We start from the raw sequence: 13,222 nt of genomic DNA on the forward strand, positions 1-13,222 counted from the left end.
GGCTATTTCGCTCAACGTCAGACCCCAACAATTTGGTGGTCCGCCGTATCACCGTAACGAAGCCCGTTTGCTTCTGAAGAAGCTGGGAAACTGTGGCCTTGGACAAAGGACATAGTTGACGTTTTCTAAACTTGGGCCATGCTTGTGAGAAGTCGAATGCCGAATGGAAGGTTAATCAACGGCAGATGAATACGCAGTCGACGCCATCCCCGCAGTTTTATCTGACGGCACCGGCCGCCTGCCCGTACCTGCCGCGTGAGATGGAGCGCAAAGTCTTCACCCATCTCGTCGGGCCGCGCGCGGCGGAAATGAACGATATATTGACCCAAGGCGGCTTTCGCCGCTCGCAGAATATCGCTTACCGGCCCGCTTGCGAATCCTGCCGCGCCTGTATTTCCGTTCGCATTCTCGCGCAGGAATTCGAGCCCAGCCGGTCGATGAAGCGCGTGCTGTCATCCAATAGCGATATCATCGCCACGGAATTTCCGGCGCAGCCGTCCAGCGAGCAATATTCCCTCTTCCGCCGCTATCTCGACTATCGTCACCAGCAGGGCGGCATGTCCGACATGACCGTGCTCGACTACGCGATCATGGTCGAGGATACCCACGTCAACACTCGCATCATCGAATATCGCCGGCGCGAAGAAGGTTCCGGGCTGGAGCAGCGGCCGAAAGGAGAGCTGCTGGCGGCGGCATTGACGGATGTGATGAGCGACGGGTTGTCCATGGTCTATTCCTATTTCAACCCGGATCTCGACCAACGTTCACTCGGCACCTTTATGATCCTCGATCATATCAAGCGGACCAAGGCGCTTGGGCTGCCGCACGTCTATCTCGGCTATTGGGTCAAGGGCTCGCGAAAGATGGACTACAAGACGCGATTTCAGCCGCAGGAGCACCTGACGCCGCGCGGGTGGGAACGCTTCAATCCCGCCGATGTCAGCGAAGCCCCTGCTCGCTAAATGGTCTCCCATCTCTCGGATCACAGAAAAGGCTTGCTGCTGACCACCATCGGCGGCCTTACGCTGTCGATGGACATTCCGCTGATCCGGCTTTCGAGCGGCGACGTCTGGTCCGTACTGTCGGCGCGTAGCGTTGCGACGGTCGTCGTAGCGCTTGTCGCACTGATCCTCATCCGCCGCTTTACAGGATCGCTGCGCAACGCGCTGCCGGGCTGGATCGGACTTCCCGTCGGTCTCTTCTATGGCATGACGACCATCACTTTTCTCCTCGCCATCTACTATACGACGGCGGCAAATGTCGTGTTCATCATCGCTCTCAATCCGATGTTCGCGGCACTGCTCTCCTGGATTTTCCTGAAGGAGCGTCCGGCTCGTTCCACCATCGTCACCATGATCGCGATGATCTTCGGCGTCGGCCTAATCGTGCGGGACGGCATGGAAGGCGGTCATTTCCTCGGCGATGCGCTGTCGGTTCTTGCTTCTTTTTCCATTGCCTGTGCGATTACGATCGGCCGGGCATCACGCAAAGACATGGGCTTTGCGTCTCTGTTGTCCGCCATTATCCCTGCCGCGGTCGGGCTCTACCATGTCATGCCTTCGGGCATCGTAATCAACCATCCCGGCTGGATCCTGCTTGACGGCGCGATCCTGATGCCCCTCTCCTTCTGGTGCCTCGCCACCGGCACGCGCTTTCTCTCGGCGCCGGAAGTGGCGATGTTCTATCTACTGGAAACGATCCTGGCGCCGATCTGGGTCTGGCTGATCTTCGCCGAGGCGCCGAGCAACATGACACTCGCCGGCGGACTGGTGTTGATCATGGCGCTGGCGGCGCATTCGCTGTGGCAGGTGCGGGTCAGAGCGAGAGTGGCGACGGTGGGGTGAAGCGAACCGTATATTGCGGCAGCCAAATCAAGATGTTATAACGCCGTTATTACATTGGGAGCAGAACCATGAACGTCGTGATCCGCAAGATTGGCAATTCCGAAGGCGTGATTATTCCGAAGGAAGTTCTTGATCGAATGGGCCTTGAAGCCGGCGATACGCTTGAGCTCAGCATGCAAGACGGCGAACTGCGCCTGCAGCCCACCGACGCGGACTTTGCACGGCAGATCGAAGCGGCCCGCATCTTTATGGAAAAATACAAAATTGCATTTAAGAAACTCTCCGAGTCGTGATGCCGATAATTTTCCTGGATCAGAAACTTGTGATCCGCTCGCATTCCAAGCTGGTCAAGCGGTTTGGCGGCATTTCAGGGTTACGCGACGACAATCTGCTGATATCCGCGTTGGCGCGAGCGCGTCAAAAGGCGACTTACGGCTGTCATGATATTTGCGAATTGGCGGCCGCTTATCTATTTGGCATCAGCAAAAATATGGCCTTCGTGGATGGCAACAAGCGCGCATCGCTTTTGATAGCCACCGTCTTTCTCAAAGAAAACGGTTACGAGATCGAAGCAACAGACGCGCACCTGTATGCGCTCACACTTGGTGTTGCGAACGGTGAGATCGACGAGGAAGGCGCCACCCGTTTTTTCAGGGATTTTGCGAAACCGCGCACATAGTGGACGTGGGGAAAGGCTCTCCACTTGCCGCTCCACCCCGGCCTTTCGCTTGAGCTCAGAGCGTTCGTCGCTCGAAACGCCCCACCGGGCGTTTCGTCGGCTATGCCGACCGCTCCTCACCCCGAAAACCTGCCGCTTCTGGGGAAGCCCTTCGGCACTCCCCGGCCGGCACCGGCGCGGTCACCTAGCCATTCTATCAGCTCGTCCTTGGTCTTCGTGAACGTGCGGCCGGCACTGTCTTCCCATGTCAGGCCGTCGGCGATGGTGAAGCACTTGATATCGCCGACGCCGCCATCCTTGTAACGCTGCAGGCGCACGCCCTTGCCGCGCGACATTTCCGGGATCTGCGACAACGGGAAAACCACCATCTTGCGGTTCTCGCCGACAACTGCGACGTGATCGCCCGTGACCGGCACGAGCAACTTCGTCTCATCCGGCGTCGTCAAGTTCATGATCTGCTTGCCCTTGCGGGTATTGGCCACCAGTTCGATTTCCGGCACGATAAAGCCGTTGCCGGCGGTCGAGGCGACCAGTTGCTTGCGCTGCGGGTCGTGGACGAAGGCGGTGAGCACATCCTGGTCGTTTTCCATGTCGACCATGATACGCAGCGGCTCGCCGTGGCCACGGCCGCCGGGCAGCTTGTCGCCGCCAAGCGTATAGGCCTTGCCGCCGGTCGTGACGATCAGGATCTTGTCCGTCGTCTGCGCCGGGAATGCCACCTTCAGCCCATCGCCTTCCTTGAAGGTGAGCGTCGACGTATCGGAGATGTGGCCCTTAAGGGCGCGAATCCAGCCCTTTTCCGAGACGACGACTGTGATCGGTTCCTTCTCGATCATCGCCTGCTGGACCGCAGCATCATCGGTCTCGGGCGCTTCGGCGAACTGCGTGCGGCGGCGGCCGATCTCGGTCGCCTTGGCAAATTTCTTCTTCACCTCGCCGATTTCCCAGGCGACTGTCTGCCACTGCTTCTCTTCCGAGGCGAGCAAGGCCTCGATATCGGCCTTTTCCTTGGTCAGGCCGTCGAACTCCTTGCGGATCTCGAATTCCTCGAGCTTGCGCAGGGAGCGCAGTCGCATATTGAGGATCGCTTCGACCTGGTTGTCCGTCAGACCGAACCGCTCCATCATCACGGGTTTCGGCTCATCCTCCTCGCGGATGATGGCGATGACCTCGTCGATGTTGAGGTACGCGATCAGAAAACCGCCGAGGATCTCCAGGCGTTTTTCAATGGCCGCAAGCCGGAAGCGCGAGCGGCGCAGCAAAACTTCCCGCCGATGATCCAGCCATTCCCTCAGCACGTCGTTCAGCGCCATGACCTTCGGGATGCGGCCCATGGAGAGAACGTTCATGTTCAGCGGAAAGCGGCTTTCCAGCTCCGTCAGCTTGAACATCGATTCCATGAGAATCGTCGGGTCGACGGTGCGGCTCTTCGGCATGAGAACGACGCGGATATCCTCGGCGGATTCATCGCGAACGTCCTCAAGCAGCGGCAGCTTGCGCGCCAGAAGCAGCTCGGCGATCTTTTCGATCAACCGCGACTTCTGCACCTGAAACGGAATTTCGGTAATGACGATCTGATAGCCGCCGCGGCCCAGATCTTCCGTTTCCCATTTGGCGCGCACGCGGAAGCCGCCGCGGCCGGTCCTGTAGCTTTCGATAATGCTGTCGCGATCGTCGATGATGATGCCGCCGGTCGGGAAATCCGGACCGGGAATGAACTCCACCAGCTTTTCGACGGTCGCGTCGCGATCACGGATCAGATGCAGCGCAGCGTCACAGAGTTCGTGGGCGTTGTGCGGCGGGATGGAGGTCGCCATGCCAACGGCGATGCCCGAGGAGCCGTTGGCAAGCAGGTTCGGGAACGCGCCCGGCAGGACGACCGGCTCGGAATTCGACTCGTCGTAGGTATCGCGAAAATCCACGGCATCCTGGTCGATGCCTTCGAGCAGCAGTTCGGAGACCGCCGTCATCTTGGATTCGGTGTAACGCATGGCGGCGGGGCTATCGCCGTCGATGTTGCCGAAATTGCCCTGGCCGTTGACCAGCGTATAGCGTTGCGAGAAATCCTGCGCCAGGCGGGCCAATGCGTCATAGATCGATTGGTCGCCATGCGGGTGATAGTTACCCATCACCTCGCCGACGATCTTGGCGCATTTGCGGAAGGCGGCGTTGGGGCGCAGGCCCATCTCGCTCATCGCATAAACAATGCGGCGATGGACCGGCTTCAAGCCATCGCGAACATCCGGCAGGGCACGATGCATGATCGTCGAAAGGGCATAGGCCAGATAGCGCTCTTCGAGCGCGGCCTTGAGATCGACCGGAAGGATGCTGTCGTCGTCGCCGCCACCGGGCGGTAAAAGATTTTGTCCCATGGCCCTTGACTAGCGGAGAAGCCGATTCCCGGCAAGAAAACAGTGGAAAGCACTTGTGGATGACGCCACGGTTCAACCATGATTTGACGTAATAGCAGACACACTTCTCGTGCATGTATTTGCGATCGCCATTGCCATTGGAAATTTAGACGAACGTGAATATAACTCGCGGCAGTACACGCAAAATATGTACACCGCCTACACCAGCTCAATGAGGAAAAGCCACCATGACTTTTTATCGGACAACACGGCTGATGCTGTCCAGTGCCGCCTTACTGTCTTTTGCCAGCTCCGCCTTCGCGCTCGACGGTAACGATCTCCTGAAGAAGATCAATGACGTCTACGCTCTGCAAGGCGGTTCCATCGCCGCCGACAGCGTCGATGTCAGCGGTACGACGGTGACGCTGAAAGGCATAAGCGTCAAACCGGCGGGCTCGGCCGATGGCATCAAGCTGGGCGACCTCACCTTGACTGGCGTTGCCGAAGCAGGTGGCGGCTACACGGTCGATCAGATCGCCTTCCCGGACGTCGCCACGACCAAGGACGGCGTCACTATCGCAGCGTCCGACCTCAAGATAAACGGGATCGAAATTCCGGCCGACGCAACCAAGGGCGATCTTGATTCCCTGCTGCTTTACAAGAGCGCCCATGCAGGCGCTCTCTCCTTCACCCAGAACGGCACGCAGGTCTTTGCAATCGCCAATGCCGACGCCACGATGAACAAGCGCGCCGACAAGTCCGGTCTTGATTTCGATGCCGAAATCAACGGCGTCAAGGCCGATCTCAGCAAGGTCGACGATCCGCAGACCAAAGAGGCGATCAGCCAGCTCAACCTGCAGCAGCTAAACGGCAAGATCGCCATGAAGGGCAGTTGGGAGATGGCGCCAGGCAAGATCGACATCACCGAATATTCCTTCGACTTCAAGGATGTGGGCAAGCTGAACATCGCGCTCAGCCTTTCCGGCTATACGCCTGCCTTCGCAAAGTCGCTTCAGGAAGCACTCAAGACCGTTCAGTCCAATCCGAACCAGCAGGATGCGCAGCAGTCCGCCGGTCTCGCCATGCTCGGTCTTCTGCAGCAGTTGACCTTCAATAGCGCAGAGATCCGCTTCGACGACAGTTCGATCACGTCCCGCGCGCTCGAATTTGCCGGCAAGCAGCAGGGCGTTTCCGGAAAGCAGTTGGCCGACACGCTGAAGGCGATGACGCCGATCATGATGGCACAGCTCAACATTCCCGAGCTGCAGAATGCCGTTTCCGCTGCCGTCAGCGCCTATCTCGACAACCCAAAGAGCCTGACGGTCAAGGCTTCGCCGGACAAGCCGGTGCCGCTGCCGATGATCATCGGCGCCGCAATGGGCGCTCCATCGTCGATCCCGCAGGTTATCGGCCTCAAGGTTTCGTCCAACGACTGATCGCCCGCTCGATCCTGACGATCAGCAACCCGGCGATTTCGGTCGCCGGGTTTTTTCGTGAGCGTTTGCACTCAATTGGCCGAAACCGATGACCCATAGAAAACCCGGCGACCGAAATCGCCGGGTTTTACATGTCCATCGAAGTGCGCGGGGGGCCTCAGTCCTTCTTCACCGGCGGCACGGGCCGGATCGCCAGTTCGCGCAGTTGCGTCGGTGTTGCCGGTGACGGAGCGCCCATCAACAAGTCCTGCGCCTGCTGGTTCATCGGGAACAGCGAGATTTCGCGCAGGTTCTTGGCGCCGACCAGCAGCATGACGATGCGGTCAATACCGAAGGCCGCACCGCCGTGCGGAGGCGCGCCATACTGGAAGGCGCGGTAAAGGCCGCCGAAGCGTTCTTCGACATCCGCCTGACTGAGGCCGACCTTTTCGAAGGCGGCGACCATGGTTTCCGGCGACTGGTTACGGATCGAGCCCGAGGCAATTTCGAAACCGTTGCAGACGGCGTCGTATTGGAATGCCTTGATCGTCAGCGGATCCTGGGTCTGCAGCGCTTCAAGGCCGCCCTGCGGCATCGAGAACGGGTTATGCGCGAAATCGACCTTCTTTTCTTCCTCGCTCCATTCGAAGAACGGAAAGTCGACGATCCAGCAAAGCTCGAAACGGTCGCGATCGATGAGGTTCAACTCCTCGCCGGCCTTGGTGCGGGCTTCGCCGGCGAACTTGTAGAACTTGTCCGGATCGCCGGCGACAAAGAAGCAGGCATCGCCATCGCCGAGGCCAAGCTGTGTGCGGATCGCATCCGTGCGCTCCTCGCCGATGTTCTTGGCAAGCGGGCCGGCGCCTTCGAGCTTCTCGCCTTCCTTGCGCCAGAAGATATAGCCGAGGCCGGGCTGGCCCTGGCTCTGCGCCCAGGCGTTCATGCGGTCGCAGAAAGCTCTGGAGCCACCGGTCTTGGCCGGGATTGCCCAGACCTGAACCTTCGGGTTCGAGGCGATCATGTTGGCGAAGACCTTGAAGCCGGAGCCGGCGAAATGCTCGGTGACCGCTTCCATGACGATCGGGTTGCGCAGGTCCGGCTTGTCGGAGCCATACTTGCGGACGGCTTCGTCATAGGGAATGCGCGGCCATTCCTTGGTGACCGGCTTGCCGTCGGCAAACTCCTCGAACACCTGGGTCATCAGCGGACCCATGGTGTTCCAGACGTCTTCCTGGGTCACGAAGCTCATTTCCAGGTCGAGCTGGTAGAATTCGCCCGGCAGACGGTCGGCGCGCGGGTCTTCGTCACGGAAGCACGGGGCGATTTGGAAGTAGCGGTCGAAGCCGGCGACCATCAGGAGCTGCTTATACTGCTGCGGCGCCTGCGGCAGGGCATAGAAGGTGCCGGGATGGATGCGGCTCGGCACCAGAAAGTCGCGCGCACCTTCCGGCGAGGAGGCCGTCAGGATCGGGGTCGTGTATTCGGTGAAGCCGACTTCACCCATATGGCGGCGCATCGAGGAAATGACCTGCGTGCGCTTGACGATGTTCTTGTGCAGTGTTTCGCGGCGCAGATCGAGGAAGCGGTACTTCAGGCGCACGTCTTCCGGATAGTCCGGCTCGCCAAAGACCGGCAGCGGCAATTCCTTGGCCGCGGAGAGCACTTCGATCTCCTGCGCATAAAGCTCGATCTCGCCGGTCGGCATGTTCTTGTTGATCGTGTCTTCAGTACGGGCCTTCACAAGGCCGTCAATGCGAATGACCCATTCGCCGCGCACTGTCTCGGCCAGCTTGAAGGCTGGAGAATCCGGATCGGCGACAACTTGGGTGATGCCGTAGTGATCACGCAGATCGATGAAGAGCACGCCACCATGATCTCGGACGCGATGAACCCAGCCGGAGATGCGGACGGTCGAACCGACGTCGGACTTGCGCAGGGCGGCGCATGTGTGGCTGCGATAGCGATGCATAGTATTTATCCTGGACTTGGCGGACGGTGGCGAAAGGACACGCAGACCCCTCGCCCGCCGACGAGAAAATCGGGCGGAAAAGCGCATGGTGCGCCTGATTTGTCAAGGCTGGAACGCCGCTTCTATCTCGCCCCCGGCGGGCGAGAAAGCAAAAACTTAGGCTTAGACGAGGGCTCGTCCCTCTTCTAAGTCTTAGTTTTTGCAAGAGAGGGGGTAGGCAGGGAGGTACAGAACTCTTGAACCAGGTTACGCAAGCAGCGGACCCCCGCTCTTGCAATTTCAATGGCTTAGAAATTGCGCCTAGCTTTTGAGTGCATGGAACTTCTTGTCGCGCAATTCCTAAACCAATGAAATTGCTTTCTCGCCCGCCAAGGGCGAGATAGGCTTCGAGCTTGCCGCACTCTCCAGCTCATACTCCAGTGTTTTTCAGTTCTCCCAAGATCGTCAGACAGATTCCATCGAGATTCGTGATGACCTCATGGTTCCAGACCCGCAAAATGCGAAAGCCCTGATTTAGAAAAATACGCGTCTCTCTTGCGATCAGTCACGCTTTCAGCATGTTGCGCGCCATCGACTTCAACAATCAACCGCGCTTCGAAACATACAAAGTCCAGGATATAGCCATCAATCGGCATTTGTCGCTTGAATTTCAATCCTTCAAGTTGCCTGCCCCGCAAGGCCTGCCAAAGCATATTCTCTGCCTTGGTGGCATCGTTGCGCATCGCTCTGGCAAATTGCCTATGTCGATCAGGAACATTGCGATGCAAGAGTTCTCTCGTTTCCATGTGAAAGGCATCAAGCCAGGTAGACTTCTAGCATTACGAGAACTGCTCGCCAATGACTATCACTACCCTCAGTGTCCATGCGGCAATTCAGCCACCCCGGTGCTATTGCTGAACACCACGGTCAACTTTAAACAGGCGTGCGTATCCCCGCGCCTCCGGAGCCTCGCATGCCCATTCTTACCCGCCGCAATCTTCTGAAAGCCTCGGCCGTCGCCGGTGCCTATGGTGTGGGCCTCGGCATTGCCGGCAGGTTCGGCGGCAATGCTATGGCAGCGCCGGAGCCGCTGGTGCTGAAGACGGCAAAGATCCAAGCCAATTTTATGGATGCCGGGGCGACCAAGGATGTCCTGACCTATGGCGACGCCGGCATGCCGCCGGTCGTGCGCATGAAGAAGGGCGAGCCCTTCGCGGCACGCCTTATCAACGGCATCGACGATCCGACGACAATTCATTGGCACGGCATTCGCCTGCCGAACAAGATGGACGGCGTGCCCTTCCTGACGCAGCCTTACGTCTATGCCGGCGATCATTTCGACTACGCCTTCACGCCCCCGGACGCCGGCACCTTCTGGTATCATCCGCATTGCAACACTCTGGTCCAGATGGGACACGGCATGACAGGCGTCATCATCGTGGAGAATCCGAAGGATCCGGCCTTCGATTCGGAAATCGTCCTCAATTTGCGCGATTGGCGGCTCGGTGGCGACGGCCAGTTCATTGCTCCATTCCGCCCGCGCGACTCCGCCAAGTCGGGCACCTATGGAACGGTGCGGACGGCCAATTGGCAGCAGCAGCCGCAATATGACGCGCCCTCCGGCGGCCTCGTGCGGCTGCGCCTTGCCATCACCGACGTTACGCGCATCTATTCTTTCCGCGTCAACGGAGCCGAGGCGACGGTGATCGCCATCGACGGCAATCCGGTGCCGCAGCGCTTCCCGCTCGATTTGCTGCAGCTCGGGCCTGGTCAGCGCCTGGAATTGGCCGTGCGCATGCCCGATGACGAAGGCGCGATCGTCAAGCTGGAGGATATCAGGGGCACCGATCCGAAGGTGCTCGCGACGCTACGTTCGGTCGGTCGCTCGTTGAAGCGCGACGTTCGCGATCTGGCGCCCCTTGAAGACAATCCGGTCGCAAGGGCCGATATCGGCGCGGCGGAGCAAATACCGCTGATCCTCAGCGCCACGGCGGAAAATACTGCTGACAACAGCATTTGCGGCTCGCTTGGCTACAGCTTCTGGGCCATCAACAAGGTGCCGTGGCCGGGCGACACGCCGGATCCGACGGCGCCGCTTGCCGAATTGAAACTCGGTAGGAGCTATATCATAGACATGGAAAACGTGACGCCGCATACGCATCCGATTCATCTGCATGGCATGAGCTTCACCGTGCTCTCCTCTTCGACGCGTCAGGTGCAGCCGTTCGTTTCCGACACCTACCTTATCCAACCCAATGAAAAGGTGCAGCTCGGCTTCGTCGCTGACAATCCGGGCGACTGGGTGTTGCACTGCCACATCATCGAACATCAGAAGACGGGCATGACGAGCTATGTGCGTGTGGCCTAGGCATGAGCGCAACGTGCTGCATGCTCGATAACGTTAGTCCATTTGCTTTCGACGATTCCATTTAAAAGCGGCGTCGAGCCGGGGCTTTCCCTTTCGGCGTATTGACATATCCGGTCGAAAGGAGAAGGAAGGTTAACGAAGTATTTTACCGTGAATGTGTTGATATGATCGAAACTACCGCCCAATTGGAGGCGGCCTGCCAAGAGCTGGCCAAGTCAGAATTCATTACCATCGACACCGAATTTCTGCGAGAGACGACCTTCTGGCCGGAGCTTTGCCTGATCCAGATGGCGAGCCCCACGACCGAAGTGCTGGTCGATCCGCTGGCCAAGGGCCTCGACCTGAAACCCTTTTTTGAGCTGATGGCCAATCCCGCCGTCATGAAGGTATTTCATGCCGCCCGCCAGGACATCGAAATCATCTTCAATCGCGGCAACCTCATTCCGCATCCTATCTTCGACACGCAGGTTGCGGCGATGGTCTGCGGCTTCGGCGATTCGGTTTCCTACGACCAGCTCGTCAGCCGCATCAAGAACGTTCATATCGACAAATCCTCGCGCTTCACCGACTGGAGCCGCCGGCCGTTGTCGGAAAAACAGCTCGACTATGCGCTCGCCGATGTCACCCATCTGCGCGACGTCTATCTTTCACTGAAACAACAGCTCGAGCGCGAAGGCCGTGCCTCCTGGCTCCTCGAAGAAATGGCGATCCTCGAAGCGCGCGAGACCTATGATCTGCACCCCGACGATGCCTGGCAGCGGCTGAAGATGCGGCTGCGCAAGCCGCAGGAACTGGCCGTTTTGAAATACGTCGCCGCCTGGCGCGAACGCGAGGCGCGGGCGCGTAACGTGCCGCGTGCCCGTGTGCTGAAGGATGACGGCATCTACGAAATCGCCCAGCAGCAGCCTAAGGACATGGAAGCGCTCGGGCGTCTGCGCACGATCCCGAAGGGATGGGAACGATCCGCCTCAGGCGCGGCCGTGCTGGAGGCAATCAATCACGCCCTGGCGCTGCCCAAGGCCGAGATGCCGCATGTGCCGCGTCATCAGCAGGCGCCGGAAGGCACGGCCGCGGCGGCCGAACTGCTGAAGGTTCTGCTGAAGCTGACCGCTGAAAAGCACGGCGTGGCTCCGAAAGTCATCGCTAACAGCGAAGATCTGGACAAGATCGCCGCCGAAGGTGAGAAAGCCGAAGTAGCCGCCCTCACCGGCTGGCGACGCGATCTTTTTGGCGAGACGGCGTTGCAGCTCATCCAGGGCCAGGTGGCCCTGCGCTTCGTCGGCAAACGGGTCGAGACGGTCAGCCTGTAGCCGCGCGCCCTTGGCGGCCGCGCGACGATGCCGAACATTTGGCGGTTGCGCGGCGTCTAAAAATAGAGATGCTGGTTGCGAACGCGATTGCGCCGCACATCCGACAGAATGGGCCCTTAGCGCAATCATATATTCGATGGCGCACGAGTCTTTACCCGAGCCAATTCCGGTTCGGGGGCCCGCGCCGGCTCTTGGCGGATCGGCAGCATGGGAAGGTTCCCTTCGGCGCTCAACTGGATAGTGACCGCGATGGTCGTCGCCGCAAGCGGCGTCATCTACGGCAAGATATTTTTCCACTCGTCGTCGCTGTATATCGGTGCAATCTACGCGCTGTTCTGCGGTATGCCCGCGCTGGCCTTTGAACGCCGCATGATCCTGCCGCGCTTCAATCGTTGGATGCATGGCCTGCCCACGCCGGCGTTTATCGTCTCGGCCCTGATTGTCGATTTCGCCTTGATCGCCATCGGCTTTGCAATGGCCGGCGGCCTGATGAAATCCCTGCACGTGATTACCGATAGCTGGGCTGACGTCATGTTGCTGAAGATGGACGTCTACATCTACGCCGTCGTGGTGACCGCGATCATCATTTTTGTCGGGCGTGTGCGGGAGTTGCTCGGCCGCGACGTCTTCCTCAGCCTGCTGACCGGCCGCTATCGCAATCCGGTGCAGGAAGAGCGCGTGTTTCTCTTCATCGACCTCGTCGGTTCGACGGCCTTTGCCGAGGAGCGTGGCGACCTCAGGACGCAGCAATTCTTGGGCTCGGTGTTCGGTGCGCTTGCCGACCCGGTGCGGCGACACAAGGGTGCGATCGATGATTATATCGGCGATGCCGCCATCATCACCTGGCCGCTCGAACGTGGGGTGAAGAATGCGCGCTGCATTCGCTGCGTTTTCGACATTCTCGCCGATATCGAGGCGAATGCGGAGACATGGTTGAAATCCTACGGCAGGGTGCCGCGGCTGAGGGCCGCCTTGCACGGCGGCAGCATCGTCACTGCCGAAATCGGCGTCGACCACCACAAGATCGCCTATTTCGGCGACACGGTGAACACCACCGCCAGGCTGGAATCTCTGTGCAAGACGCTGGAGCGGCAGGTGCTGATCTCTACTGATCTTGCAAGACGGCTCGAACTTCCAGACGATATCGCCAGCGAGGACCTTGGCGATCATGCCGTTCGAGGCCGCGACCAGACTCTGGGGGTGATTGCGCTGCATATGGCGAGAAGGCCGGTGCAGAAGGCAATCGGCAGTAGGCAGTAGCGATATTACGCTGTAAGGTAGTAACTGCCACCAGGCAGACACTACCT

12 protein-coding genes are annotated in these 13,222 nt (G+C 59.3%); 8 read left to right on the forward strand and 4 right to left on the reverse strand.

Annotated elements, in window-relative coordinates; genetic code table 11:
- Positions 1–185 precede the first annotated feature (185 nt).
- From QDY28_RS03545 to QDY28_RS03560, 4 genes are all read left to right on the forward strand, one after another.
- Positions 186–962 carry an arginyltransferase gene (locus QDY28_RS03545; RefSeq protein WP_331380286.1) on the forward strand — a complete coding sequence of 259 codons (777 nt, stop codon included), beginning with the start codon at positions 186–188 and terminating at the stop codon, positions 960–962.
- Positions 963–1,844 carry a DMT family transporter gene (locus QDY28_RS03550; protein WP_331380287.1) on the forward strand — a complete coding sequence of 294 codons (882 nt, stop codon included), beginning with the start codon at positions 963–965 and terminating at the stop codon, positions 1,842–1,844.
- A 68-nt stretch (positions 1,845–1,912) separates the two neighbouring features.
- Complete coding sequence (locus tag QDY28_RS03555; RefSeq protein ID WP_331380288.1) at positions 1,913–2,137, forward strand: AbrB/MazE/SpoVT family DNA-binding domain-containing protein; 225 nt, start codon at positions 1,913–1,915, stop codon at positions 2,135–2,137.
- Positions 2,137–2,523 carry a type II toxin-antitoxin system death-on-curing family toxin gene (locus QDY28_RS03560; RefSeq protein WP_331380289.1) on the forward strand — a complete coding sequence of 129 codons (387 nt, stop codon included), beginning with the start codon at positions 2,137–2,139 and terminating at the stop codon, positions 2,521–2,523. The genes QDY28_RS03555 and QDY28_RS03560 overlap by 1 nt, the downstream gene beginning before the upstream one ends.
- Positions 2,524–2,639: 116 nt before the next feature.
- On the opposite strand, the gene parC is transcribed toward QDY28_RS03560, so the two are convergent.
- Positions 2,640–4,895, reverse strand: coding sequence for a DNA topoisomerase IV subunit A (parC, locus tag QDY28_RS03565; RefSeq protein ID WP_331380290.1), 2,256 nt, complete (start codon positions 4,893–4,895; stop codon positions 2,640–2,642).
- A gap of 227 nt (positions 4,896–5,122) precedes the next feature.
- Here parC and QDY28_RS03570 point away from each other — a divergent pair, with 227 nt between their 5' ends.
- Positions 5,123–6,310: a hypothetical protein gene (locus QDY28_RS03570; protein ID WP_331380291.1), complete on the forward strand. Its 1,188-nt coding sequence runs from the start codon at positions 5,123–5,125 to the stop codon at positions 6,308–6,310.
- Between the two features lie 157 nt (positions 6,311–6,467).
- Here the strand turns inward: QDY28_RS03570 and aspS are convergent, their stop codons facing one another.
- The 3 genes from aspS to QDY28_RS03580 all read right to left on the reverse strand — a co-directional run bounded on the left by aspS (position 6,468) and on the right by QDY28_RS03580 (position 9,043).
- Positions 6,468–8,258, reverse strand: a complete 1,791-nt coding sequence (gene aspS, locus QDY28_RS03575; protein ID WP_331380292.1) for an aspartate--tRNA ligase — start codon at positions 8,256–8,258, stop codon at positions 6,468–6,470.
- Positions 8,259–8,667: 409 nt separating this feature from the next.
- Positions 8,668–8,754, reverse strand: a complete 87-nt coding sequence (locus QDY28_RS30970) for a hypothetical protein (RefSeq protein ID WP_442967476.1) — start codon at positions 8,752–8,754, stop codon at positions 8,668–8,670.
- The gene (locus QDY28_RS03580) at positions 8,735–9,043 is read right to left on the reverse strand and encodes an endonuclease domain-containing protein (RefSeq protein WP_442967471.1); all 309 of its coding nucleotides are present in this window, start codon (positions 9,041–9,043) and stop codon (positions 8,735–8,737) included. The genes QDY28_RS30970 and QDY28_RS03580 overlap by 20 nt, the downstream gene beginning before the upstream one ends.
- A 167-nt stretch (positions 9,044–9,210) precedes the next feature.
- Here QDY28_RS03580 and QDY28_RS03585 point away from each other — a divergent pair, with 167 nt between their 5' ends.
- From QDY28_RS03585 to QDY28_RS03595, 3 genes are all read left to right on the forward strand, one after another.
- Entirely contained in the window at positions 9,211–10,605 is a 1,395-nt protein-coding gene (locus tag QDY28_RS03585; protein ID WP_331380293.1) for a multicopper oxidase family protein, read from the forward strand.
- Positions 10,606–10,769: 164 nt separating this feature from the next.
- Complete coding sequence (gene rnd, locus QDY28_RS03590) at positions 10,770–11,915, forward strand: ribonuclease D (RefSeq protein ID WP_331380294.1); 1,146 nt, start codon at positions 10,770–10,772, stop codon at positions 11,913–11,915.
- Between the two features lie 207 nt (positions 11,916–12,122).
- Positions 12,123–13,175, forward strand: a complete 1,053-nt coding sequence (locus tag QDY28_RS03595; RefSeq protein WP_331380295.1) for an adenylate/guanylate cyclase domain-containing protein — start codon at positions 12,123–12,125, stop codon at positions 13,173–13,175.
- Positions 13,176–13,222 lie beyond the last annotated feature (47 nt).

Source organism: Rhizobium sp. BR 362 (genome assembly GCF_036528765.1).
Lineage (GTDB): Bacteria > Pseudomonadota > Alphaproteobacteria > Rhizobiales > Rhizobiaceae > Rhizobium.

Excerpts from the sequence above, each read along its gene's own strand:
- QDY28_RS03545 (WP_331380286.1), top strand. The coding sequence starts at position 186 with ATGAATACGCAGTCGACGCCATCCCCGCAGTTTTATCTGACGGCACCG.
- QDY28_RS03550 (WP_331380287.1), top strand. The coding sequence starts at position 963 with ATGGTCTCCCATCTCTCGGATCACAGAAAAGGCTTGCTGCTGACCACC.
- QDY28_RS03555 (WP_331380288.1), top strand. The coding sequence starts at position 1,913 with ATGAACGTCGTGATCCGCAAGATTGGCAATTCCGAAGGCGTGATTATT.
- QDY28_RS03560 (WP_331380289.1), top strand. The coding sequence starts at position 2,137 with ATGCCGATAATTTTCCTGGATCAGAAACTTGTGATCCGCTCGCATTCC.
- parC (WP_331380290.1), bottom strand. The coding sequence starts at position 4,895 with ATGGGACAAAATCTTTTACCGCCCGGTGGCGGCGACGACGACAGCATC.
- QDY28_RS03570 (WP_331380291.1), top strand. The coding sequence starts at position 5,123 with ATGACTTTTTATCGGACAACACGGCTGATGCTGTCCAGTGCCGCCTTA.
- aspS (WP_331380292.1), bottom strand. The coding sequence starts at position 8,258 with ATGCATCGCTATCGCAGCCACACATGCGCCGCCCTGCGCAAGTCCGAC.
- QDY28_RS03580 (WP_442967471.1), bottom strand. The coding sequence starts at position 9,043 with ATGGAAACGAGAGAACTCTTGCATCGCAATGTTCCTGATCGACATAGG.
- QDY28_RS03585 (WP_331380293.1), top strand. The coding sequence starts at position 9,211 with ATGCCCATTCTTACCCGCCGCAATCTTCTGAAAGCCTCGGCCGTCGCC.
- rnd (WP_331380294.1), top strand. The coding sequence starts at position 10,770 with ATGATCGAAACTACCGCCCAATTGGAGGCGGCCTGCCAAGAGCTGGCC.
- QDY28_RS03595 (WP_331380295.1), top strand. The coding sequence starts at position 12,123 with ATGGGAAGGTTCCCTTCGGCGCTCAACTGGATAGTGACCGCGATGGTC.